This is a genomic window from Flavobacterium sp. YO12 (genome assembly GCF_004119495.1).
In the GTDB taxonomy this organism is placed as follows: domain Bacteria; phylum Bacteroidota; class Bacteroidia; order Flavobacteriales; family Flavobacteriaceae; genus Flavobacterium.
This window is the reverse complement of record NZ_NRQU01000046.1, coordinates 1-25,683: the sequence shown is the minus strand read 5'-3', so window position 1 is coordinate 25,683 and position 25,683 is coordinate 1. Positions and strand designations below refer to the sequence as shown.

At 33.4% G+C, this 25,683-nt stretch carries 21 protein-coding genes; 12 read left to right on the top strand and 9 right to left on the bottom strand.

What is annotated here, in order from left to right:
* The first annotated feature begins 10 nt into the window (after positions 1–10).
* The 3 genes from BOW55_RS21410 to BOW55_RS14790 are packed head-to-tail and all read left to right on the top strand — an operon-like array spanning position 11 to position 3,466.
* On the top strand, positions 11–334 hold the full coding sequence (locus BOW55_RS21410) for a hypothetical protein (RefSeq protein WP_241686582.1): 324 nt from the start codon (positions 11–13) through the stop codon (positions 332–334).
* Positions 331–2,622: a TonB-dependent receptor domain-containing protein gene (locus tag BOW55_RS14795; RefSeq protein WP_371414530.1), complete on the top strand. Its 2,292-nt coding sequence runs from the start codon at positions 331–333 to the stop codon at positions 2,620–2,622. The genes BOW55_RS21410 and BOW55_RS14795 overlap by 4 nt, the downstream gene beginning before the upstream one ends.
* A gap of 4 nt (positions 2,623–2,626) precedes the next feature.
* Positions 2,627–3,466 carry a DUF4249 domain-containing protein gene (locus BOW55_RS14790; RefSeq protein ID WP_129024741.1) on the top strand — a complete coding sequence of 280 codons (840 nt, stop codon included), beginning with the start codon at positions 2,627–2,629 and terminating at the stop codon, positions 3,464–3,466.
* A 113-nt stretch (positions 3,467–3,579) separates the two neighbouring features.
* On the opposite strand, the gene BOW55_RS14785 is transcribed toward BOW55_RS14790, so the two are convergent.
* The 6 genes from BOW55_RS14785 to BOW55_RS14760 form a co-directional block, all read right to left on the bottom strand.
* The gene (locus tag BOW55_RS14785) at positions 3,580–6,354 is read right to left on the bottom strand and encodes a hypothetical protein (RefSeq protein WP_129024740.1); all 2,775 of its coding nucleotides are present in this window, start codon (positions 6,352–6,354) and stop codon (positions 3,580–3,582) included.
* 12 nt (positions 6,355–6,366) lie between these two features.
* Positions 6,367–7,386 carry a hypothetical protein gene (locus tag BOW55_RS14780; protein ID WP_129024739.1) on the bottom strand — a complete coding sequence of 340 codons (1,020 nt, stop codon included), beginning with the start codon at positions 7,384–7,386 and terminating at the stop codon, positions 6,367–6,369.
* The gene (locus BOW55_RS14775) at positions 7,383–8,180 is read right to left on the bottom strand and encodes a hypothetical protein (RefSeq protein ID WP_129024738.1); all 798 of its coding nucleotides are present in this window, start codon (positions 8,178–8,180) and stop codon (positions 7,383–7,385) included. The genes BOW55_RS14780 and BOW55_RS14775 overlap by 4 nt, the downstream gene beginning before the upstream one ends.
* A 33-nt stretch (positions 8,181–8,213) precedes the next feature.
* Positions 8,214–8,768, bottom strand: coding sequence for a hypothetical protein (locus tag BOW55_RS14770; RefSeq protein ID WP_129024737.1), 555 nt, complete (start codon positions 8,766–8,768; stop codon positions 8,214–8,216).
* A gap of 129 nt (positions 8,769–8,897) precedes the next feature.
* Positions 8,898–9,443, bottom strand: coding sequence for a hypothetical protein (locus tag BOW55_RS14765; protein ID WP_129024736.1), 546 nt, complete (start codon positions 9,441–9,443; stop codon positions 8,898–8,900).
* Positions 9,444–9,725: 282 nt separating this feature from the next.
* Positions 9,726–10,619: an AraC family transcriptional regulator gene (locus BOW55_RS14760; protein WP_129024735.1), complete on the bottom strand. Its 894-nt coding sequence runs from the start codon at positions 10,617–10,619 to the stop codon at positions 9,726–9,728.
* A gap of 373 nt (positions 10,620–10,992) precedes the next feature.
* On the opposite strand from BOW55_RS14760, the gene BOW55_RS14755 reads away from it, so the two are divergent.
* Both BOW55_RS14755 and BOW55_RS14750 read left to right on the top strand, forming a co-directional pair.
* Positions 10,993–11,736 (top strand): DUF2490 domain-containing protein, encoded by a 744-nt coding sequence (locus BOW55_RS14755; RefSeq protein ID WP_129024734.1) that lies wholly within the window; start codon positions 10,993–10,995, stop codon positions 11,734–11,736.
* A 549-nt stretch (positions 11,737–12,285) separates the two neighbouring features.
* On the top strand, positions 12,286–12,669 hold the full coding sequence (locus BOW55_RS14750) for a GreA/GreB family elongation factor (RefSeq protein WP_089055036.1): 384 nt from the start codon (positions 12,286–12,288) through the stop codon (positions 12,667–12,669).
* An 86-nt stretch (positions 12,670–12,755) separates the two neighbouring features.
* Here the strand turns inward: BOW55_RS14750 and BOW55_RS14745 are convergent, their stop codons facing one another.
* Positions 12,756–14,240, bottom strand: coding sequence for a PLP-dependent aminotransferase family protein (locus BOW55_RS14745; protein WP_129024733.1), 1,485 nt, complete (start codon positions 14,238–14,240; stop codon positions 12,756–12,758).
* A gap of 64 nt (positions 14,241–14,304) precedes the next feature.
* On the opposite strand from BOW55_RS14745, the gene BOW55_RS14740 reads away from it, so the two are divergent.
* From BOW55_RS14740 to BOW55_RS14725, 4 genes are all read left to right on the top strand, one after another.
* Positions 14,305–16,167 (top strand): TonB-dependent siderophore receptor, encoded by a 1,863-nt coding sequence (locus BOW55_RS14740; protein ID WP_129024732.1) that lies wholly within the window; start codon positions 14,305–14,307, stop codon positions 16,165–16,167.
* Positions 16,168–16,407: 240 nt separating this feature from the next.
* Entirely contained in the window at positions 16,408–16,971 is a 564-nt protein-coding gene (locus BOW55_RS14735) for an AraC family transcriptional regulator (protein WP_129024731.1), read from the top strand.
* 89 nt (positions 16,972–17,060) lie between these two features.
* Positions 17,061–19,481 carry a heavy metal translocating P-type ATPase gene (locus tag BOW55_RS14730; RefSeq protein WP_129024730.1) on the top strand — a complete coding sequence of 807 codons (2,421 nt, stop codon included), beginning with the start codon at positions 17,061–17,063 and terminating at the stop codon, positions 19,479–19,481.
* Between the two features lie 337 nt (positions 19,482–19,818).
* The gene (locus tag BOW55_RS14725) at positions 19,819–20,034 is read left to right on the top strand and encodes a heavy-metal-associated domain-containing protein (protein WP_129024729.1); all 216 of its coding nucleotides are present in this window, start codon (positions 19,819–19,821) and stop codon (positions 20,032–20,034) included.
* 107 nt (positions 20,035–20,141) lie between these two features.
* Here the strand turns inward: BOW55_RS14725 and BOW55_RS14720 are convergent, their stop codons facing one another.
* Together BOW55_RS14720 and BOW55_RS14715 are read right to left on the bottom strand one after the other, a co-directional pair.
* Complete coding sequence (locus BOW55_RS14720) at positions 20,142–21,683, bottom strand: hypothetical protein (RefSeq protein ID WP_129024728.1); 1,542 nt, start codon at positions 21,681–21,683, stop codon at positions 20,142–20,144.
* Positions 21,684–22,119: 436 nt separating this feature from the next.
* Positions 22,120–22,857 (bottom strand): hypothetical protein, encoded by a 738-nt coding sequence (locus BOW55_RS14715; protein WP_129024727.1) that lies wholly within the window; start codon positions 22,855–22,857, stop codon positions 22,120–22,122.
* 18 nt (positions 22,858–22,875) lie between these two features.
* Between BOW55_RS14715 and BOW55_RS20835 the strand changes: the two genes are divergently transcribed.
* The 3 genes from BOW55_RS20835 to BOW55_RS14705 all read left to right on the top strand — a co-directional run bounded on the left by BOW55_RS20835 (position 22,876) and on the right by BOW55_RS14705 (position 25,663).
* A complete protein-coding gene (locus BOW55_RS20835) occupies positions 22,876–23,016 on the top strand; it encodes a hypothetical protein (RefSeq protein ID WP_164975038.1) in 141 nt (46 codons plus the stop codon).
* A gap of 81 nt (positions 23,017–23,097) precedes the next feature.
* Positions 23,098–24,279: an MFS transporter gene (locus tag BOW55_RS14710; RefSeq protein WP_129024726.1), complete on the top strand. Its 1,182-nt coding sequence runs from the start codon at positions 23,098–23,100 to the stop codon at positions 24,277–24,279.
* A 109-nt stretch (positions 24,280–24,388) separates the two neighbouring features.
* Positions 24,389–25,663 (top strand): histidine-type phosphatase, encoded by a 1,275-nt coding sequence (locus BOW55_RS14705; RefSeq protein WP_129024725.1) that lies wholly within the window; start codon positions 24,389–24,391, stop codon positions 25,661–25,663.
* Positions 25,664–25,683 lie beyond the last annotated feature (20 nt).

Genomic DNA, 25,683 nt, shown 5'->3' with positions numbered 1-25,683 from the left:
ACAAAATTTCATGAAGTGTATAATTTCAGCATGCTTTTTTTTATTCAGTTGGTGTATGTGTGCCCAAAACATAAGCGTAACTGTAGATCAAACAGTAACATTAAAAGAATTTTTTAAGCAAATTGAAAATCAAACGGATTATAAATTTGCCTTTACGGATCAGATAAATACAAATCAAAAGTATTTTACTCAAAAAGGTGTTTATAACAATGTAGAAATAAAAGAGCTTATTAATCAGCTTAATAAAACTGCATTGGTTCAATTTTCGGTTGTAGGTAATAATATTTTCGTAAAGCATAAAGCTGCAAAAACAACTAAAAAAAAAATAAGCTGACAGGACAAGTTCTAGATGAAGATAAAGAACCTGTTATTGGTGCTAATGTTTACATCAAAGAGATTGCTGCAGGTGCTTCGACAGATGCTAACGGAACGTTTTCTATGGATTTGGACAAAGGCACCTATACGGTTATAATTAGTTATGTTGGTTTTAAAAATAAAGAAAAGCAAGTTACAGTTTCTGATGATACTAAGGTAAGATTCAATATGGAGCCAGATAGTCACGAGCTGGAGCAGGTTGTGATTACTGGTAACAAAGCTGTTGATGTTAGAAATACACAAATGAGTGTTAATAAGCTTTCGATGGCAGAAATTAAAAGATTACCAACGGCAATGGGGGAACCAGATCCATTAAAATCATTATTGACTTTACCGGGGGTTACAAATGCAGGCGAAGCTTCTTCTGGTTTTAATGTGCGTGGAGGTGCTGCTGATCAGAACTTAATTCTTCTGGATGGCGCTCCTGTATACGGTGATTCACATATGTTTGGTTTCTTTTCTATTTTTAATGCAGACGTCGTTAGCGGATTAGATTTATACAAAGGAGGTATTCCGTCTAAATTTGGAGGTCGTGTTTCGTCAGTTCTTGATGTAAGTCAGCAAACAGGAGATCTTACTGATTATAAAGTAAATGGAGGTATTGGTCTTATTTCAAGCCGTCTTTTAGTGCAAGGTCCTTTAAAAAAGGATGTTGGTTCGTTTATTATTGCTGGTCGTGCTTCTTATGCTCATTTATTTTTAAAACTTACTGATATTAAAAGTTCGGTTATGTTTTATGACATTAATGCGAAGTTAAATTATCGTTTAGGCGCAAATAACTCGATTGCTTTTTCTGGTTATATGGGAAATGATTTATTTGATATTAATAATTTTTTTGCCAGTACCTACGGTAATACTATGGGAACGTTTAGTTGGAAACATAGGTTTTCGGACAACTTAAATACAAATCTTTCTCTTTTTTACAGTGATTACAAATTTAATCTGCAGATACCCTTTCAAAAACTTGAATGGGATAGTAAGATTACCAACTATGGTTTAAAATACAACTGGAGCCACACGATATCAGATAATTTTAAACTTAACTATGGTATAGACGGTTTATATTATGATTTTAATCCTGGAACTGTACAGCCGTACGGTGTTGATTCGCAGTATAATTATAAACAATTAGATAAAAAATACGCTTTAGAAACTTCTGCATATCTCGATGTTGAGAATCAAATTACAGAAAAATTAAATCTTCGTTACGGACTTCGTTACAGTATGTTTAATCGTTTGGGAGGCGAAAGTATCAATATTTATGAAAATGGAGAAGCAGTAGTTTATAATCCGTTATATCATATTTATGAAGAAGGAACTCCAATTGGAAGTACTTATTACGGAAAAGGAAAAACCATTAGCACTTTTAATAATTTTGAACCAAGATTGGCATTATCATATGCTTTTAATGATGAAACTTCTGTAAAAGCCAGTTACAACAGAATGGCTCAATATATCCACATGTTGTCTAATACCCGTGCTCCTTTGCCTATGACAATCTGGACGCCAAGCGGACCTTTTACAAAACCACAATTGCTGGATCAATATGCAGCAGGGTATTTCAAAAATTTTAAGGATCAAGAGTACTCTTTTGAAGGTGAATTATTTTATAAAAAGATTCAAAACCGTATTGATTACATTGACGGAGCAAATTTGTTAGGTAACAATAATATTGAACAAGATATCTTGAACGGAAAAGCAAGATCTTATGGTATGGAGTTATTATTGAGAAAAAATACGGGTCGTTTTACAGGATGGGTTTCTTATACTTTGTCTAAAGCAGAACAAAAAACACCTGGAAGAACACCTGAAGAACCAGGTATTGCCAATGGCGAATGGTATTTGTCTGGTTATGATAAATTGCATAATTTGAATGTTACAGCAAATTACGAATTCAATCCTAAATGGTCTTTCAATGCTAATTTCAGCTTGCAATCAGGTCAGCCCGTAACATACCCAAATGGTTACTACGAATTTGGCGGAAGAAACATACCTAACTATACGTTGAGAAATTCAAACAGACTTCCAGCTTATCATCATTTAGATATTGGCGCAACTTATACTCCTAAACCAGATAAAAAGAAAGGATGGCAAAGCTATTGGGTATTTAGTATTTACAATCTTTATAATAGGCAAAATGCTGCATCGATCACGTTTGCACAAAATAATGATACAGGAATGAACGAGTCTAGACAATTGTCTATTTATGGATTAGTTCCTGGTGTTTCTTATAATTTTAAATTTTAATAGTATGCTTAGATTAAAACAATACAATTTTAAAAGTAAAGCGTTTACGCTATTCAGTCTTCTTTTTGTTTTACTTTTTTCATCTTGCGATAAGGTTGTGGAACTTGATTTAGAAACAGGAGATCCCAAAATAGTAATTGATGCTGAAATCATTTGGGAAAAAGGAACTGACGGCAGTCAACAATCGATAAAAATAACCCGAATGGCTCCTTATTACAGTGCCACTACGCCAAAGGTTTCAGGAGCACAGGTGAGAGTAGAGAATAGCAATGGAGTTGTTTTTAAATTCAATGAATCTGAGCCGGGTTTATATGTCTGTACTAATTTTGTTCCTGTAATTAATATGGAATACAAATTATTTGTAGACGTTGATGGACAGAGTTTAACAGCGACTGAAAAATTAATTAGTGTACCGCCAATTGACAAAATAGATCAGGAATTTATGGCCGATATTTCAGGACCAGACCTTATTGTGGTAACATTTTATTATAAAGACCCTGCCGATCAGGCAAATTATTATCTGACAGATTATAAAACTGATTTTCTGCCTTTTCCGGAATACACATCTACAAGTGATGAATTTATTAATGGAAATGAAATAAATGAAAAATTTACAGATACAGATTTAAAGCCGGGAAAAGTTTTAAATATTACACATCGTGGTATTTCTAAAAATTTCTCTAATTATATGAGTTTAATTCTGGAGGTAACAAATTCGAATCCTTTTGCTGCGGCACCCGGCAATATAAGAGGAAATATTATTAATACTACTGACGCAAACAATTTTGCACTAGGCTATTTCAGGGTTTGCGAAGCAAACCGAATGACCTATACCGTAAAATAAAAATTAGTTTTTAAGATTGATTTGTATGTACATCTGGCATTTAAGTAGAATGTCAGGTGTATTTTTTTTGCAATAAATCTTTGCAATAAATCTTTAGTTTGATTTAAATAAACCTATTGTTTTTTAAAACCGCTCGAGCTGAACTTTCTTGTTTCTACACGTTTCTCCTTAATACTTAAAGTAAATTTTATTTCTTGAATAACATTAGGTTCAGCACTTACAATCTGATTATTGTCTTCAACCTCAACATATTCTGAAAGACCTGTTTTTTCAAGACTAACAGTGTAAGATCCTTTTGGAACATACAATACAAAACTTCCGTTTTCGTCCGTTTTGGTTGTAAACGCTTTTCCGTTATCGCCAATTGCAATGAGCGGCAGACCACCTTTTTTCTTTGTTATATCAAAGCTTTTATCAGTTGTAATATAAGTTATTGATCCTTTAATAGCGGCTGTTTTATTTAATCCAATAGCAATTTTGGTATCTTTATTTACATTCACTTTTACTTCGTCAGCATACCATTCATTTGTATTAACGGGTTTTACAGAATATGTACCTTCGGGTAACGATCTGTATTTTAGAATTCCATTAGTATCAGTTCTAAACGCTTTTCCTTCAATTATTACAAGTTGGTTTACAGCTGGTTCGTTTTTGTTTCCCGTTTCATAGTAAACATAAACTTCAAGTTCATTTCTTGATCTATCAATTTTTATAGGATTAAAACGCTTTGTAAGTCCAACTTGAATCGTATTTAATGTGTTTATACTAGTCGAAAAATCGCTGTAATAATTGTAAAGAAAAACCGTGAAATCTTTTGTTACATCATAATCCAAACGTCCAGTAAACTGAAGCGATTCACTAATTATGCTGTTTTTAGAATACACCATTCCAACATTAACATTTAGTTTATCATTAAAAAACTTGTGCTGTAAAGTAGGAGAGATGGTAAGATTGGTGTATGTATCGTTGATGCCTAACTGTGAGTTGGCAATGATTTCTCCTAAGTAAAAGTTATTGTATTGATAGAAGGCTAGAAGATTAAAGAATTTCCAACTGTAAATAAAGTTTGTTTTGAAATGAAACTCCTTGTTTTCAATTGTATTAGCAGAAAAAAGTCCACCCTCAAAAGACAACGATAAATTTTGTTTTGTAGGAGCATTAAAGTAGGTTAAACCCAAAGTCATTCGGGCTGCTTTCATTGAGTATTCTTCTGGAGTAAGCGTGCTTGTAAGCTGTTCTTTACGACTTTCAGTATAGTAATAAGGAGAGAGCGATACTACCAATGAAGAAAATCGTCGAGATGCTCCAATGTCATAACGTGCTGTTGAAAAATGCGTAGAGGTAAATTGATTTCCAAATGCTTCTGGTTTTGCCGATAAATAATTGTAAACTCCCCAAATGTTATATTTACCGACAGGCAGATTTACTCGTTCATTTAGGTTTACAACTCCTTTTCTCATTCCCGAAAAATAACCTGAGCTAAGGTAGTTGGAACTGCTGTAGAACAAATTTTTAAATTTACCATTAAACTGAAGTTCTCCTGCGCCGCCGAGTTTGTTTCCAGTTTCCATATTAGAAGTTAGATTACTTACAGCACCGCCAAACCTAAGGTTAAAACTTTCTGATGAATACAATGAAAAACGAGATGATGCCAGATAGTTTTTGGTTCCGGAATAAGTGTCATCATCATAGATAATTGTGTTTTCGTAACCTTTTTTCTGCATCCATCCATTATTATGGGTAAATACAGCCCATGCGGATTTACCAAAAGACAAACTAGGATTGTCGATCAGATTAAATGTTTTATCAATTGCACCAGCTTCAATAGTGTTTTTCTTATTGGGTTTATAAAAAGCTTCGGCGCCTCGTCCAATTAGATTCATGTCAAAAAACTTCGATACGTTTCCAATTGTAGCTCCAAAGTTCTTTTGACTGTATCCAAGCCAAGTATTTCTTAAAAACACTTGATCTGAATTCTCCCACCAGTTCATGTCTAAATTTGCCTGCAAAGTGCCTTTATTTATTTCGGCTTTAGCATTGGCATACAAAAAGTAAGCATTTGTATTGTCACTGTTATGCTGTACACTTGCCGTAACCTGATTGGTTTGGTTGAAATCATAATTATAATCAGGACTGTATGGCATAACATATCTTCGGTCCTGTCTAATAGAACTGGCTCTTACCGTACCGTTAGTGATAATATCGCCATTATGATATAGTGCCGTAATATTGATGGTAAAATCCTCTTGATTTAATATAGTCTTGTTTACTATTTTTTTCAGGACTACAGTAGTATCAGTAAATGCCGGGATGTTGATGTCCTTGTTTTCTATAGCACTTCGAGTAATAAAATCAGGATAACGGGCTAAAATGGTGACTTTTTGAGCGGTATTGCCCTCGTTAGAAATACGAATTGGTATCGCAAGGCTATCACCAGTTCTTTCGTAGATTATGTTTGTTTCCAAAAGCATAACTTTTACCAGTTTACGTTCACGAATTAAAACGGGTAAAAAAACACTTTTAGCAACTGAAGTTCCAGAGATCGTAAATATTCCTTCTATAGTGCTTTTGTTTCCTGCTTTGGCAGTTGCAGCGACAATAGCTTTTACAGGAATAAAAATACTGTCGTGGGCGGCTAGTGTTATGTTTTTGGATTTTCGCTGCGAAAGGTCAATATCTTCGTGATTACTTTGAGTATCAAAAATTCCTTCAATAGGATTAGAGCTGGTGTTTACAATTTTTACGTAAGCTTCTATAACCTCTTTGCTGTTTGTTTCAATTTTATTATTTGTGAATTCTATAGTAAAGCGGCCATCTTGTGACCAAGCGCTTAAACTTGATCCCAAAACAGTAAAAAACAATACTATTTTATAGAATTTACTCAGCATTATAAAAAAGGGTTAATTGGGCATTATTACAAAATATACTCTAGTGCTGTATGTTCCCGGATTAACATTTAGTCCCGGACTATTAGCAGGAATGAAAAACTTTACATTGTACGTTATATCCTGAGGTGTACTGCTGGATCTAATCGATACTGGCTGTGTTGTGGTCGATAGCGTTACCGGAGAAATTATTTGTAATCCTTTATAAGTTTGATTTGTACTTAATTGTAATTTTAAATTAGAAAGCGGCAGTGTCTGCGATGATGTTGACGATATAAAATCGCCAGAAGCTTCTACAGCCAGCTGTGAATTATAAGTGTTAACTCGCAGTGCATTTGGAATTGTAACCGATTTTTCTACGGTATAATCCGATGGCGTACTGTAGTTTAAATTAAACTGCTGCGCACCATTTTGCAGTATAACGCTTTGACTTCCAAAATTTCCTCCAAAAGACAACTGAAACCTTGCGTCACCAATAGGCGAGGTGTAGATGCCAATTAATTGTTCTGTTCCGTTGCTTATTTTATAAAGCTTAAATTCATAGGATGTATTATACATTCCGTTTGGACTTACCAATAAATGATTTCCTCCTTGAATGGTTAAGTTATATCTAAAAAGTCTGTTTACGGCACCATTTAAGTTTACATTGCTGTGAATAAGAGTAATTTCATTGTATTTGCTCAGCTGAAATACTTGGTTTGGAACATTGATAAATATTCCATTTGCTGATCCGCTGTTTTCTTGACTGTTAAATTTTAAATAAGCATATTGAGCCCCTACAGTATAGGCGCTGTTTACTTCACTGGTAAAATCCTGTGTAAGTCTTGCCGTAAGTTTCCATTCGTTTACATCCATATTAGTACCATAGTACTGTATTGGAATAGAAATTTGATTGTTTAATGTTTTTCCTGAGACCATTTCTGCATAAGTAGAAAATACAGGCTGCCCATTATTATAAGCACCCAGCATATACTGTGCAGTAGCAGTATATTGTACACATAAGAAAAAAACGATAAAGGTTATTATTTGTTTCATAGACTAAATTCTAACTCAGCAATTTTTATAAGGTCGTTTTCGCCATAAGTTAAAATGGCCGAAACGGTGTAGTTCCCTTTAGCAAGATCTGCTGGTAATTGTTGTTTTAGGATTCTAATGTCCTTTGGAAGCGTGTAAAATTCAGACTCTTTTAAGGTGCTTTTTTTTCCGGTGCTATTATTAAATAATTCCCATTTTACCTTTCCATCCGTCCATAAATCGCCTTGATTTTCGATTTTTAGTTCAATGATTTTATTTTTATTATCATCAGCGTAACTTGTGAAATCAACAAAATCAACAACAACTTTATTTTCTTTAATAAAACTATGATACACTTTTACACCCATTCTTACGGTTACTTGTATAGCGGCACCATTTTGATCTGTTGCCGTTCCGGGATTAAGCTGCGTAAAGAAAATCATACCTGTATGTACAGGCACAGAGGAATCAGCAGTTGAAGGAACTTTAAAAAGCACTTCAACTTGTTTAGTTTCACCCGGTTTTACAACAAAATAAGATGATGGTAATATTTGTATCCAATCTGTACATGAAGTTGGAAGCGTATTTGCCGGTACAATTTTATTGTTGCCAGACGGTTCATATTCCCAGTCGCTAAAAGAAACACCTACTTCAAGTTCTTTATCTGTAGGATTTGTTAAAGAGACATACTGAGAACCCGATGCCCCAGAGTTTAATTTATAATATAAACGTCCTGGCGATACAGATATTCCTGCCTGAGCTTGAATCTGATTTGCCATGAATAACCCAACTAAAATCAATATAAACTTCTTCATATTTTTATTGTTTGTTACTAGTAAATATACCAATTATTGCGGAATTAGGGTGTACATAACTGTAGTACTATAGGTGCCTGATTCGCGATTAAGATAACTTGGTGATTTTGTTTCTGGTATTGCGTAGTTCACATGAAATCCCCGTCCCCATTCTCCTGCAGGAGATTTTATAATAGTTGCAGGCAGTGCCGAAAGCATAATTTGAGGTACTACTTGCAGTCCTGCGGGCGGCTGAGCAGTAGAATTTGTAAGGCTGCCCGTTACTGTTTTTACAGCAATTGTATTTACAGGTAACGAAGTACTATTTCCATTATGAGAAAAATATTCCGTGCTTGCTTTTACAGTTACTTCATAAGCAGTGCTCGAACTCACTTTTATATGATTCGTCTGCTGTCCAGAATCATTTCCCCAAAGGAAATGAGAAGGCTTAGCCATACTTATGTTAACAGTTGGCTGAGAAATTTGTATGCTTTGTACCTGCGCAATAGTCACATTTACCTGTGTTTGCGCTGAGCCTATATTTTGTGCCATTGCGGCTATAGGACAAAGCAGTAAAAATAAATCTTGTATGTTTTTAAGAGTTTTCAAGCCTAATTAGATTTCTAAAATGGTTAAACAATACCCTCCAGAAAACAACTAATTCTGAAAATAATAGAGATAAAAACGGCACTAACCGCATAAAGCAGATTAGTGCCATTTTATTAAAAGTTTTTATTATTAGTTTGCTACTATAGTGTAAGTAAGCAAAGTACTGTAAACAGCTTCAGGTTTGTTTAAGTATACAGGAGCACTAACCGGAGGAATAGTGTACTGTACATTGAATCCGCGAATATCGCCTGTAGTTGATGAAATAAGTTCAACTGGAGCAGTTACACTAAGTGCTGGAGCATTTGCAGGGAAAGCTGCGTTTGATCCTGCATCAATACTGCCCGGAGCACCAGAAAAAGTTCCCGGTGTAGTTTTAACAACAACAGTCGATACTGGAATAACATCATTACCAGGTGATGTCAAGTCCGTAGCGGCCTGAATAGTTACTTTGTAACCATTAGTTGCACTTACTTTAACATGATTTGGTAAAGAACCTGTAGTGTTGCCTTCTGTAAAATTAGCTGCAGTATTCATTGCGATAGTAACTGTTGGATTAGTCACTTCGATAGAATAAACGTTTGCAAGATTTACGTTTAAATTAGTTGTTTGAGCAAAAATAGAATTTGTCGACAACGCAATAATTGCAAATGATGCAGCCATTAAAAAATTTTTCATTTTATACATTTTTTTTAGTTTAAGCCCTTTTTGGTGGAGGCTTATTATATTTGGTGCAAAATTACTTTCGTGCAGAACGAAAGTCAAAGTCAAAAAGGGTGTATTTGGTGTCATTTTGCGGCAAACACTATTTTTAACTTTTGTTTAAGATGCATTATAACAATAAGTTAAAATAATGGCACACGATACCAGCAGCAAAAAATCCTTAAAAGGACTGCTGTAGAAAAAACAGGAATTTTTTGGTTAAGATTTGGGGCTTACAGCCAGGGTTTTAGCAGCAATTTAAACTAGTTTACTTTTGGGTATGTAAACTCTTTTTTCTTCAAATTGTGTTCTGTAATTTTTGGGAGATATTCCCGCGGCATTGGTAAAAAAACGAATGAAATTGCTCGGGTCTAAGAAGTGGAGTTGAAAGGCTATTTCTTTAACACTCATATTAGTGTACCGAAGTAAACGTTTGCTTTCGATTATAATTTCTTCCGTAATTACCTTCTTTGGAGACATGCCATAAATCGCATTGCATATTTCGTTCAACGACTTTACGGGTATATTAAGCAAATCAGCATAATCTTTAACAAGTTTAAGCTGTTTCAGATTATCTTTTACCAATTTTCTAAAGTGATTGGCAATATTGACATCTCCTTTCTTAAAGGTTTCGATTGGACTGTAAGCTCTGTCTAATAATTCTTTCTGAGAGAACAACAAAAGACGCTCCACAGTATTATGAGCAAAATGATACATTAAGTCATCAAACGGTTTTCTGCATAAATGCGACAGCGATTGATAGTATTGCTCAATGATCTTTCTTAAAGAGTTGTGCAGTTTATATTTTAAAGCATGTTCTGAATTAAAAAAAACGCAAGAGGTCAAAAACTGTCTGTCAAGATCTGTTCGACAATAAAAATCTTCATTAAAACAAACAAGAAGCACTTCAAAACTCGTTTTGGTATCAATACTGAATACTTGATTTATACCTACAAAACCACATTCAAATTTATTTATATCGATTAGATTATTATCGATATTTAAAGTTAACTCTCCAGATTTTAACCAGAACATTTGATAGAATGAACTTCTAAGGGATGTATTCAGGAGTGGACTTTCTTGAGATTTAATTAAATGTACGCTGTATCCGCTAGGGAAATGTTTTTTGTCAAGGGTAAGAATTTCAATCATGTTATTTTTGTAAAAGTCAATGTAACTCCTAAAGATAGCAAAATTGGTGCAAATTGATAGGTGTAGATTGAAAAGAAATGTATAGAAATACCACTTAAATAAAGCAATTAAATACAAGTGGTTAAGTGATAGTTTTTTAGTGTTTTATTGGATAGATTAATTGTAAATTGCAAAAGAATGGAATCAAAAAAAAGAATTTAATCGGATTAATCAATTATAGAAATTAATCATAGGAATTAGAGTTTGTTCTTTTTGATAAAGAAAAACTCATAAAGTTGGATTTGTACAAATAAAATGAGAATTAACATTGTATAAAGCCTGATTAAATTATAAATTATATAAATTAGCAATTCCTCATATAATTTGATAAAAAATGATTTTTAGATTACCACTCATCAGCTTTCTAAGCCTGTTTTTTCTACTCCTAAGTACAATTGTAAATGCTCAGACACAAAACACTTTTACAGGGTGGGGTGCTTTATTTTCGAGTTATAAACTAAATGATAAATTCAGCATTCATTTTGACGGACAAGCAAGATCTACAGATGAAATAAAAGATATGCAGTCTTATATTATTCGTCCAGGATTAAATTACCATGTAAAGGATAATATGATTGCAACAGTAGGTTACGCTTATATAGGAAATTATAGAAGTGTTATGGATGTCGATGGCTGGATACCTGAACACAGAATATGGGAACAGTTTATTTACAATCAGAAATTTACATTGTCTAATCGCCCAGTTACTTTGCAGCACCGTTTTAGATTAGAGCAGCGCTTTATGGGACAACCAGTGATTGATCAAAACGAACTTGTAAATGATAGTTTTGAGTTTGCACAACGATTACGCTATTTTGCACGTTCCATTTTTCCGTTATCCCAGACAACCAGTTTTACAAATGGCGCATTTGTAGCATTACAGAATGAAATTTTTGTAAATATTCAAAATGCTCCAAACGATAGTTTTTTCGATCAAAACAGAGCTTATTTAGCGTTAGGATGGCGATTAAGTCCTAAATTTGATATTGAAGCAGGATATATGAATCAGTACATTCTTGGCAAAAATGTCAATACCGTAAATAATATAGTGCAAGTAGCGGCTTATGTAAGGCTTTAAACGTATTCAATACTTGTAAATTTTAAAACATCCCAAGAAGAATTTTTCTTTTTGGGATGTTTTTTTACCGAACTATTTTTATCATGTACAGCAGATGAATTTTAATTTAGTTATGTTGATTTACTCTGTTGTTAAATATTTGTAAAATAAAAAATTAGATATAATCACTTGTACTTTTATTTTAAGTAAATTCTATTTTGGTTTTTGATTTTTTTTCTTTCAAAAAAAGAGGTATCTTGCACAAAGTTAAAAGCACTTGTAATAATGACTATTTCAAATTTTTATTTAAAAAATAACAGCTTGATGCGCCTAATGGGCACGTTATTATATTTGCATGACGATACTTTCTTAAAAAGTTCGAAAGAGTTTATTAATTAAGCCCTGTCAAAACTCTAGACAGGGATTCTTTCATTCAGACGGCTCATTTATTTAATCTTCAATTTTTATTTAGGATTAGGATATCATTGAATTTACACGCTTAAGAGCCATAAAATGGTTCAATGATGAGTTATATATCTTACCTAGGAAAAATGGAGCAAACAGAAAGTTATGTCACAATTACAAAATATCATTTTAACAACGGGAATATACGATTTAATTAAAGATCACGTAAGAAGAAAAAAGGTAACCATACAAGAAGAAAAATTACTTCTAGATGAACTTAAAAAAGCAACACAAGTACTGAGAAGAGATTTACCAGAAGATATTGTTTCAGTAAATCGAAGAGTAACTTATAAAGATCATGCAACAAATGAAGAGAAAACGGTTGTGTTTGTAGGTCCTGAGAAAACAAAAGTTAGTAAAAATAAAATTTCAATTCTTTCTGATGAAGGTATTGCAATGGTAGGATACAAAGTTGGAAATCTAGTAGAGTGGCCGGCTAAAAAAGGCGATTTGAAATTCGAAATCCTAAAAGTAGAAGAAGTAGCTTAAAGCTCTTTTTTAATCAAAAAAGTATCCCATAAGGAATCTTTCTTTATGGGATATTTTGATTCATACCTCATTTTAGTACGACAGATTTAAATAATTTCTTCGAGAGATTGGCTTAAAATGGCAACCGCATTTTCCATTTCTGTGTTGTCTAAATGCCCAAAACCTAAACGTGTAGCAGTTAAATCTTTTGTTTGATATAAAATTGTTTTTGGCAGGAATAATCCATTTGCAATACATTGTTTTTGAAGCTTTATTAAATTAAAGCGGTCCAGCCATTCTACCCAAATTGCCAAACCTCGAACAGGAATTTGGAATTTGATTTTGCCGTCTAATTTTTCCTTTAACAATGAAACAAAATAATCTCGGCGTTCTTTATAGATTTTTTTATTCTTTTTTGAAAGACGATGAACTTCACCTTCCATAATCCATTCCGTTAAAACCTGCTCTTTAATAACATCAATGCCTGGTTCCAGAATATTTTGATGTTTCTCTAGTTCTTGAATAAACTCCGAAGGTGCAGCGATAAATCCGTAACCAAAACCTGCTGGCAAAGACCTTCCAAATGATCCAATATAAACGACCCTTTCACTAGAGCCTAAAGCAGCCAAAGGTAATACAGGATTATTATCATAGTGAAAATCGAAATCGTAATCATCTTCAACAATAACAAATCCGTATTTATTGGCTAGTTCAAGCACTTCCATTCTTTTTTTGGCGCTAAGAGAAGTTGTTGTTGGATAATGATAATTTGACGTAAGATACAATAATCTGATCTCTTGCGTTTCGCAAACTTGTTGTAGATGCCTTGTATCGATTCCGTCTTTATCAACCGGTATCGAGATTATTTGTGCGCCGCTGTCAGACAATGTCATATTCGACATATAATAGCCCGGAGAGGCAACTACAACTTTGTCATTGGGAGAAATTAGCAATTTTGTAACCAGATACAAGCTGATTTCATGACTTGATGTTGTGAGTAAATTTGACGTAGAAATGCGTATGCCTCGGGTTAAATTTAAAAAATTAGAAAATTGAGTTTTAAAATTTAGATGAGACTGCGTTTGAATTTGTTCCCAAGTTTCTGTATGTTTTTTTCTTTTTAATTTTGAAACATAAAGTCTTGCCAGAACATCAGTTTGTACGAGTCGCAAATCAGGTAAACCATCATTAAATTGATAAGGTAAAGTACTGGTTTCTTTAGGATTTTCAAGAATTGTAGAACGTTTAAAAGTAAAAGACTGACTTGTTTTTGAGGTATTTCGATCTTCAGTAAATACAAATTCAGCCTTGTTTTTTTGTTTTTTTTCTGATAAGATAAATGTTCCCTTATTGGGTAAAATTTCGATCCAGCCTTGTAATTCTAAATCCTGAAAAGCTTTGATAAGTGTGTTTCTATTAACCTCTAATAATGTGCATAATATGCGTGTTCCTGGAAGTTTTGTGCCTTCAGGAAGTAAACCTGTTTGTATCGCTTTTATAAACTCAAAAACGATCTGTAAATATATAGCTGTTGATTCTTCAGGCTTAAGCTGAATGAAACTTTTGAAGGGAATTTGAACCGGACTATCCATTTTTATAAAACTGGTACACATTAGTAGTACGGCAAGATACTACTTTTGCAAAAAAATAAAAAAAATGACTAAGATTTATTTTGCTTTATTTGCCTTTATGAGCATTGGCGGATATGCTCAGGTGCAAAAAGACACTATTAAAATTGACGAAGTAATAATTAACGAAAACAGATTTAGCACGCCTATTTCTAAAAAAAATAGAAATGTATATGTAATTGATAAAGCAGCGATTGAAAAATTGCCAGGGAAAACGATTCAAGAAGTTCTGCAATATGCTAATGGTGTCGATTTAAGACAAAGAGGCCCGTTTGGAAGTCAGGCGGATGTGAGTATTGATGGCGGAAGTTTTGAACAGACTGTTGTGCTTATAAACGGAACTAAAATTATCGATTCTCAAACGGCGCACAATATGCTTAATTTACCGATTCCGGTTGAAGTGATCGAAAGAATTGAAATAATTCGAGGACCAGCGGCGCTTACTTATGGAATAAATAGTTTAACGGGAGCGATAAATATTATAACCAAAAAGCCTACACAATCTGGATTTTTAGTAAATACTTATGCAGGTTCTAATTTTGAAAAAGATACGCAAGATACAGGTGATACATTTTATGGTACAGGAATTCAGGTTGGAGGAGTTTTAAGTAAAGAGAAACAACAACATTCGCTTTTTGCTTCTCACGATAAAAGCAACGGATATCGCTACAATACGGCTTTCGAGAATAATAAAATATTTTATCAGGGAAATTTTCAGATTAACGACAACAATGAAATTTTAAGCTCATTTGGTTATATCAATAACGGATTTGGTGCAAACGGATTTTATGCTGCTCCGGGTGATAGAAATTCGAGTGAGGTTGTGCAAACCACATTTGCATCTGTACAATCAAAACATCAATTATCGGATAAATGGGCACTTATGCCTCGAGTGAGCTATAGATATAATTATGATGATTATCGTTATTTTGGAATTTCTAATCTAAAAGCAGGAAGAAGCCAGCATTATACCAACTCATTAGCTGCCGAAGTTAATACAACTTACAAGATGGAAAAGGGAGAATTGGGTTTTGGTGCCGAAGTACGTTCAGAAGACATTAGTTCCTCTAACATTGGTGACCATGACAGAGAAAATTTTGGAGTTTATCTGCAGTACAGAACTACTTTTATTGAAAGGTTAGATGTGAATTTAGGTACTTATCTTAATTATAATTCAGATTACAAATGGCAGGTTTATCCGGGACTTGATGCAAGTTATGCGGTTACAAATGCTTTTAAAATTGTTGGAAATATTGGAACAAGTCAGCGTATACCATCATTTACAGATTTGTATTTAAATCAGCGTCCTGGGAATATTGGTAACCCAAATTTGGTAACTGAAAATGCATTTCAGAGCGAGATTGGATTCAAATACACCAAGCAGAATTTTAGTTTTAATGCCAATTATTTCTACAGAAAGATCAGCAATTTTATAGATTGGACAAGAGATGTTACCACTCAGCCGTGGCAAAGTAACAACTACGGAAATTTGAATACAAATGGTTTTAATTTGCGTACCAACTATAGAGTTAATTTTTCTAGTGATTCTAGGCTAAATATTAATTTGGCATACTCTTATTTAGATTTTAAATTTCAAGATGTTATCGATGATCTTTATGCTAAATATTTGGTTTCGTCTCTGGAACATCAAATAACAAATACAATCGATTTTCAGCATAAAAAGTTTACAGCGTTATTTGCTACTCGTTTTAATAAAAGAATAACTGGTCCATCATACTGGATTAATGATTTTAGAGTAAGTCAAGCCATAAACAAATTAACAATTTATGTTGATGCACAGAATATCTTCAATGCTAAATATTATGAAGTTGGAGCAATTCCGCTTCCTTCAAGATGGTTTAGCTTAGGCGTAAAATTTGTGACTTTTTAAATATTATAGATTAAGTTTTTAAACCGCAGAGAGCGCAAGGGATTACGCAAATAACAAAAATTTAGTGTAATCCCTTGCGCTCTCTGCGGTTAATTTTTTATAATAACACCTGAAGTCATATAATCGGTCACTTTTTGGGCTGGATATTCAAACAGTTGGTATTTGTAGAATGATTAATTGAATTTTAGTGGTAGATTTGTTATTATTATAAATTTAATAAAATCCTGATCTAATAAGGCTATGAGTACATTATTCGTAAAAAACATGGTTTGTAATCGCTGTATAATGGTAGTTCAAAATGAACTCGAAAAACTCGATTTAGACTTTACAAATATTAAACTTGGAGAAGTAAGCCTGACAAAAGAACTTAGTTCAGACGAAAGAAATTTGCTTGAAGAAGCTTTAGTTTCTTTAGGTTTTGAGGTAATTGATGATAAAAAAAGCAGGATAATCGAAAAGATAAAAAATATCATCATCGATTTAGTACATCATCAGGATAATGACACAAAGAATAATTTATCAGATATATTAAGCGAAAAAATCAATCATGATTACAATTATCTTTCAAATTTGTTTTCTGAAGTTGAAGGGACTACGATAGAAAAATATTTTATTGCTCAAAAAGTCGAAAAAATAAAAGAGCTTTTGGTTTATGATGAGTTATCGCTGAGCGAAATAGCTTTGCGTTTAAACTATTCAAGTGTTGCGTACTTAAGTAATCAATTTAAGAAAGTAACGGGATTAACGCCAAGTCATTTTAAACAGATTCGATCAGAAAAAAGAAAGCCTCTGGATAAGGTTTAAGTAAATTTTACAAATCAAATCCATAATTACGCAATAAAACTTACTGCTATTGTTGCCAACTTTGCATAATAAATTACAACAAGTGAATTATGGCAACAAATAATAATACTAAGGAAACAATTTTCATTCCGCTGGAAAACGTAGAGAGTGAGCACTGTGCTTTAATCGTAGATAAAGGATTAGCAGAGGTAAAAGGTGTTGAAACTCATAAAGTAGAAGTAAACAACCGCAGAGCTGTTATTACCGTAAAAGGAAATGAAACTGTTGGCAATGCTGTAAAGGCTATCAAAGACTTAGGATATGGCGTACCAACCGTAAAAAAAACTTTTCCTGTTCTAGGCATGACTTGTGCATCTTGTGCAGGCAGCGCAGAAAGTATTGTATCGTATGAATTAGGAGTAGTTGATGCATCGGTAAACTTTGCAACTGGAAATTTAACGGTAGAATATCTTCCGAATCTAACAGATGCAAATAAACTTCAAAAAGCAGTTCAAGCTGTTGGTTACGATTTACTTATTGAAGACGAAGCTAAGCAGCAAGAATCTTTAGAAGCTATTCATGCTGAGAATTTCAAAAAATTAAAAAATAAAACCATTTGGGCAGTTCTCTTATCACTGCCTGTAGTAACTATTGGTATGTTCTTTATGGATATGCCTTATGGTAATGAAATTATGTGGCTTTTTTCTACACCGGTAATTCTTTGGTTAGGGAAAGACTTCTTTATAAATGCATGGAAACAAACCAAACACGGTTCTGCCAATATGGATACGCTGGTGGCTTTAAGTACAGGAATTGCGTATTTGTTTAGTGTATTCAATATGTTGTTCATGGATTTTTGGCATCAACGAGGTTTACATGCTCACGTATATTTTGAAGCTGCAGCGGTAGTTATTGCATTTATTCTTCTAGGTAAATTATTAGAAGAAAAGGCGAAAGGAAATACTTCATCAGCAATAAAAAAACTTATGGGTTTACAGCCCAAAAACGTAATGGTTATTCAGCCTGACGGCACCGAAAAACAAACCGCTATTGAGGATGTACATGCGGGAGCAATTATCTTGGTAAAACCAGGTGAAAAAATTGCTGTAGACGGAATGGTAATTTCGGGGAATTCATACGTTGATGAAAGTATGTTGAGTGGTGAACCTGTTCCTGTGTTGAAAACAGAGAATGAAAAGGTTTTTGCTGGAACAATAAATCAAAAAGGAAGTTTTCAGTTTGAAGCTGTTAAAGTTGGTAGGGAAACCATGCTTGCGCAAATCATTAGAATGGTGCAAGATGCTCAAGGAAGTAAGGCTCCTGTACAAAAACTAGTAGATAAAATTGCAGGTATTTTTGTTCCTATTGTTATTGGTATAGCAATATTAACTTTTATTGCTTGGATAGTTTTAGGAGGTGATAATGCTGTGGCACAAGCTTTATTGGCTGCCGTTACGGTATTGGTAATTGCTTGTCCTTGTGCCTTAGGTCTTGCGACACCTACGGCTATTATGGTAGGAGTAGGTAAAGGTGCCGAAAATGGGATACTAATTAAAGATGCCGAAAGTTTAGAATTAGCCAGAAAAGTTACTTCTATTGTTTTGGACAAGACTGGAACTATTACTGAAGGAAAACCACAAGTGACAGGTGTTAAATGGTTAGAAAATAATGATATAACAAAAGATGTATTACTGAGTATCGAAAAGCAATCTGAGCATCCTTTGGCAGAAGCTGTAGTGAAAAATTTAGACGGTGTGCAAAGCGTGTCTTTATCAGATTTCGCTAGTATTACTGGTAAGGGAGCAAAAGCAGTTTATAATAATGAAACCTATTTTGTAGGGAATAAAAAATTATTAGCTGAAAATAATATTACGATTGCTGATTCATTAGTAGAGCAAGCTGATGCTTGGGGTAAAGAATCTAAAACTGTAATTTGGTTTGCCAATAGTAAAGAAGCGCTTTCGGTTATTGCAATTTCTGATAAAATAAAAGAAACATCTGTAGAAGCGATTAAACAAATGCAAGATATGGGTATAGAACTCTATATGCTTACAGGTGATAACGAAGCTACTGCAAAAGCTATTGCTGAACAAACAGGAATAAAACATTATAAAGCAGAGGTAATGCCTCAATACAAAGCTGATTTTGTAAAAGAACTACAGCAGCAAGGTAAAGTGGTAGCAATGGTTGGTGATGGTATAAACGACAGTACGGCATTAGCAACTGCTGATGTAAGTATTGCAATGGGCAAGGGAAGTGACATTGCAATGGATGTTGCGAAGATGACTATTATTTCGTCAGATCTTAATAAAATACCTCAAGCTATTCGTTTGTCTAAACAAACAGTAGCAACCATAAAGCAAAACTTATTTTGGGCGTTTATTTATAATCTAATTGGTATTCCTCTTGCTGCAGGAGTATTATATCCAATAAACGGATTTTTATTAAATCCAATGATTGCTGGAGCCGCAATGGCCTTGAGCAGCGTAAGTGTAGTAAGTAACAGTTTGCGTTTAAAATGGAAAAAGTAAACCTTGATGCGTTTGCTAAAACGGCGGTTTCCTAATTTATATGCCGCCGTTTTAAATTAACTTTTAGTTTAATTGATTTATTTATAGATCTCATTTTTCCTCTTCATTGCAATTTTTGAAGCAGGTAAAATGAGGTCTTTTTTTTTGAAATAAAGTGCTATAAATAACACAGCAAATAAAAACCTTTGCCCCTTAGTATTTCAGAACCTCAGAGCCTCAGAACCTTTTTTTGAAACAATCAGTAAATATCACAAATCAAATACGGAATATTATAAGCAAATTGAGGTAAAAATGGCGGAAATTTGCTGTATCAAATAATTATAAAACATCATACAAAATGGAAAATAAAAATCTTCAATTCAAAACAACTCTTAATTGCGGTGGGTGTGTAGCAAAAGTAAAATCTGATTTAGACAATGCTAAAGGTATTGCTCAATGGAATGTAGATACTGATAATGCTGATAAAATCCTTACCGTTCAATCAGAAGGAGCAACAGAGGACGAAATAGTTGCGATTATTAAAAGTAAAGGTTTTAAGGCTGAGCCTATATAAGCTTAGAGTTTTTTTATCCTTTTGAAAAATACAATTTAATTGTTGTTTAAATGCAAAAAGCGTCAGTTTTCAATAGAAAAGTGACGCTTTTTTTATCATATAGAATTTTAATTTTCACAGAAGGAGCCTATTTGTTTTAAGTGTCTCTCTGTTTGGTATTTATTAAAGTTATCCCACTTAGGAGGAAAGTTTGTTTTTTGTCCGTACATAGCATCCAAACAAACATTGTTTTCTTTGTATTTATGATGCAAAACTTCTAGAATTTTAAAGAAGAATTCATCCAGCATTACAATGGCTTCGAATTCAGTTTTTAACGTATTATAGTTTTCATCTGAAGAATCTAAAAGCTGTAGTAAATTTAAAACTTCATTCTTTTCTTCTTCGTTGATTTCAGTTGAATAACCCATTTTTAAAGTTTTAAAAACGAGATTATTCCACGCTTTGCTGTCATGCGCCCATTGTACATCAGGTAAATTCAACGAATGCTCGCAAATTAAAATAATCGAGAAAAGAACATCGTTTAAGTATTGTGCCGGAAACTCATCAAAACTTCTGAATTCAAAACCGCTTTGGTACATTTTTTCCTGATTAAAATCAAGACCAATTTCCGAGAGCATTTCATATTCCATTTCAGCTTCAACTTGATCACGCCACCAAATGTTTTCTTCTTTTGTAAACTTCAGTAATTTTCTAAAATCATCTACTTTATAAGTTAGGATTTTTCCTTTTGGCATTGCTTTATTGTAAGTGCCTACACCTATGTAGCGAGACATTGCATTACGCATAGAGCCCAAAGTAAATTTTTTGTCCATGCTGTAAGTGTCGCTTATTACTCCCATAATATCGGGGCTTCCAAGAGTAGCTATAAAAAACGGCTCAAACCATTGCAATAGATAAATGGCGTTTGAATGTGTTTTTTCAAAATCATTATAATCTACAATTCTGCTGTCTTCCGTTAATGATGGTAAAGTAATATGAAAATGATACGTTCCGTTATTAAACAAAACCAGATTTTCCTGATTTGTCATAAACATATTAAGACCATTGTTGTAATCTGGAAAACCTAATTTTCCGTTCAATATGCGCGATTCGTTTATTTTATCAATAAAAAGCTTTTTGGTTGCTTTTAGCTCTTTGCACGAATCAACTACCGTTCTATTTTCAAAATATTTAGTTACAAATTCGATAGAATCACCATCAAAATGAACAGATCCCATCGTTTTGTTTCTTTGAGTAATCATACTCTGAATATTATAAGGCTGATCTTCTAGGAAAAGTTCTATAATAGATTTTCCAAGATAATCAGGATTCTCACGCGGCTGTGTGTTTACCTCGCCATTTTCTGTATTACTTAATGACTTTAGTGGCGATAATGTTTTGTGCTGATAGTTTATATCGAGTTTTTCCAAAGAATGACTATTCATCATTCTGCTTACTGTATAACTTTCATTCAAGTTAAAAGCTTTTTTTAAAACAGGAGCAAGGCTTTCTGGTTTGTAACATTTTCTATAATCAATACTGTACTTCTCAAAACCAATTTTTTCTTGTATAAATTCACCAGAGACTATCAAGGGATCTGCAAATTGCAAATAGGTTTCATTCTCTAATCCAATTCCCCAATAATATTTTTTTGTCTGATTGTCTTTCATTTATACTTTTTTTCTTTTTTATGGTTGATAAAACTTTTTTAGATTGATACTTTTTATTGATAAACATGAACCTAATTCTGTTAAAATTAGGGACAAGAAACCTTGTAACGGATTAAGCATTAATGTTGCCTCCATTATAAAAGTTTTTCGTTTACTTTTAAAAATATAGGAAATTATCGTTTAGAAATTGCGCCTTTATATCGACCGAAAGAGGAATAAAAAAATAAAATTTTACAATTGGGTTATAAAATAATTATCATTATTAATCGCTTTTATATCAATAATTTAAGCTGGAGTATAGCGTAGACGGAACTTTTGCAATACTTGTTTTTTTCTAAGCTGCAAAAGTAGTGAATAATTAGATTATTTCCAAGCTGTTAGTGCAATGGAAATGAATATGTTTTTTTAGGGTTTTAAAATAAAACTCAAATGCTTTTTATTCGTGATAATAAAAAACATAAGAAGAGTACAATTCGTCATTCCACCAATCTTTTCTAATTTCCGAAAAGTAGTTGTAATTCAGCTTTCCAGCTTGCGATTGCAGCGGATAAATTACCATACCATTCTCTCGATAAGCTTTGTGCAAATCAGTTTCGGGAACAACAGGAACAATATGCCCAGAAAGTCCTTTCTCTCTTCTTTTCGCGCAAATTATTCCAATTCCGCCATTAGTATTTACTTTATTTTGAATTTCATCAGGACTATGCATTCTTTCCCAGCCAAAATTTGAACCCCATTGCAAAAACCAATCGTGTATAGCGCTAGAGTAAATGCGATCAACAGTTTTTTCAAAAACAGCTTCAATCTCTTGTCCATTCATTATCTTTTCGAGAGCTTCATCAGTCCACCAAACCGTTGGGAGATACACTTTAGAGAACCAGCAATAATCATAAGAATAGACATTGCAGTAAGTATCTTCTACAGTTCTTTGATATCTAATGTTTTTTTCAACATCCAGCTTGTCAATCAACCGTGCAATACTTTCTTTTTTACTGGCTGCATCTGTTAAATCTCTATATGGAATATCGGAATCAGAAAGAGGAGTTTCCTTCATTTCCATAGAATTTAATCTAGAGTTAGGATTAGGTAATAAATCGGCTTTTAGTATTTTATTATTTGATACAGGATTATTTTCTACAGCTAATGATCCTGTTGCTATGGTATATTCTTTCATCTTGAATGCTTAAAATTAATGGACATAAACCAGCAGGAATTTGTATTCGTGCCATTTGGTTTTATTGCCAAAAAAGTAAATATAGGGATTTTGAAGTTTTCTAACCCTTATAGAAACGGACAAATTATGAAAATATTAGGATTATTTTTGTTTGTATAAGTGGTCTTTCTTTTTAATTAAGAATTATCGATTAGCTTGAAGCGTGAGTTTTCTCTATCTTTGCATTTTTAAAAATACTTCATGAATTCCCCTGTTAAAGCCGTTCATCCCATATATAATCTTCAGTTTGGATTAGTTTGTTTAAGTTCATTACTCTTTTCGGCTAGTTTCAATATGCTGATTCCTGAACTCCCAGAATATCTGAGTAAAATGGGCGGAGCAGAATACAAAGGATTAATTGTAGCGTTTTTTACATTAACAGCAGGAATTTCAAGACCATTCAGCGGTCGGTTGACGGATACTTTAGGTAGAGTTCCCGTTATGGCAGTTGGTTCAATTGTTTGTTTTGTTTGTGGTATTCTGTATCCCGTTTTAGGAACGGTTTCTGCCTTTTTGTTTTTACGATTAATTCACGGATTTTCAACAGGATTCAAACCTACAGCAACGGCAGCTTATGTTGCTGATATTGTTCCAAGAGAGCGTTGGGGAGAAGCTTTGGGATTACATGGACTTTGCTTTTCTATCGGAATGGCTTTAGGCCCGGCGATTGGGAGTACGATTAAAATATATTCTTCTATGAATATGCTTTTTTATGCGTCTTCTGTTTTTGCACTTATGTCTATTGTCATATTAATGAATATGAAAGAAACGTTGAAACACAAGCAAAGTTTTAGTCTGCGTATTCTTAGAATTTCGAGAAAAGACATTATTGCTGTAGAAGTACTTCCGGCAGCTATAGTAACCTTTCTTTCTTATATGGCTTACGGCGTAATATTGACATTAATTCCAGATTGGAGTCAGCATTTAGGAATAAGCAATAAAGGCTTGTTTTTTATGGTCTTTACAATTACTTCGGTAATGATTCGTTTTGGAGCAGGAAAAGCATCTGATAAATATGGTCGTTTGCATTTAATAGGTATTGGACTTTTCTTTTTAATTGTATCACTTGTAATCGTTGGATTTTCAACATCGATCAGCGGACTTTTAATAGGCGCAGCAATCTACGGAATTTCGACGGGAATTGTCTCACCAGCTCTTAATGCTTGGACGGTTGATATGAGTTTTGCCGATCATCGAGGCAAAGCAATGGCGACAATGTATATTGCACTCGAGGCAGGAATTGGTCTTGGCGCTCTTATAGCTGGATGGATGTATCAAGATGTAATTGCAAAAATTCCGATGCTTATGTACGCCAGCGCTGCAATGGTTTTTCTGGCTCTTACTTACGTTTGGATGCGATTGCGAAAAACTAAAAGTGCTTAATTTTACGATTTCGTTATTGTAAAATTGTTAATGATAATTTAATGATCTAATTTACTGCATCTGATTTCTAGTATTTGGAATATATTTACTTTTCAAAAACGAAATCAAAATGAGAAAAACTACTGTATCATTATTATTTACGCTGATTAATCTATCTTTTGTTTTTGCTCAAACAACCAAGCAGGAATTATTTGATACTCCCGAAAAAACGGCGGGGGTATATTATGCTTATCCAGAAAAAGATATTGTACCTCTTACACCTGTTCCAAAAGGGTATGAAGCATTTTATATTAGTCATTTTGGGCGTCACGGCTCTCGTTATTTAATAAGTGATAATGATTATAAAGAGGTTATCAATTTGTTTGAAGATGCTGATAAGAATGGAGCTTTAACGGCTTTGGGTAAAGATGCTTTAAAACGATTACAGCAGCTTTGGATTGAGGTTGAATTTAGAGGCGGTGATCTTTCTCCGTTAGGACAACGAGAGCAAAGAGGTATTGCGGAACGTATGTATGCCAATTATCCTAAAGTATTTACAAAAGATGCTCAAGTAGAGGCAAGTGCAACATCAGTATTACGAGTGGCATTAAGTATGGATGCTTTTTGCGAACGAATAAAAGAGTTTAATCCAAACTTACAGATTACTCGAAATGCCGGGGTAAAATGGCAGCAATACTTGAATTATCATACAAAAGAAGCAATTGCTTTTAGAAGTGCTAAAGATACTTGGAAAGTAGATTTTCTAAAATTTGAGGCTGCTCATACCCAGCCAGATCGTTTGATAAAATCTCTATTTTCTAACAACGATTATATCCTTACGAAAGTGAATCCAAATGATCTTATGAATAAGTTATTTGCGATCGCAGGAGGAATGCAAAATACCGAAACAAAGTTGTCATTTTATGATTTGTTCGAAAAACAAGAGTTGTTTGATTTATGGCAAACCAGTAATTATCGTATATATGTAAATGATGCAAACGCAGCTCTTAATAATGGTATTATGTTTGAAAATCAAAAACCTACACTAAAAAATATCCTTGAAAATGCCAACAAGATGATTGAATCTAATGGAAAAGGCGCAACACTGCGTTTTGCACATGATGGTAATATAATTCCGTTGGCAATGCTGCTTCACTTAGACGGAAGTTATAATAGTATTTCAGATTCAAGTAAGTTTTACGAAGCTTGGAGCAGTTTTAAAATTGCGCCTATGGCAGGTAACATACAAATGGTGTTTTTTAGAAAACGAAAATCAGATGATATTCTTGTGAAATTTCTTTTGCATGAAAAAGAAATATTGGTGCCAACTATTCAAACAGACAAAGCGCCTTATTATCATTGGAAAGATGTAGAAAAGTATTATAAGGGTTTGCTTTCGACTTAAAAACTAAAAAAGATGAGATT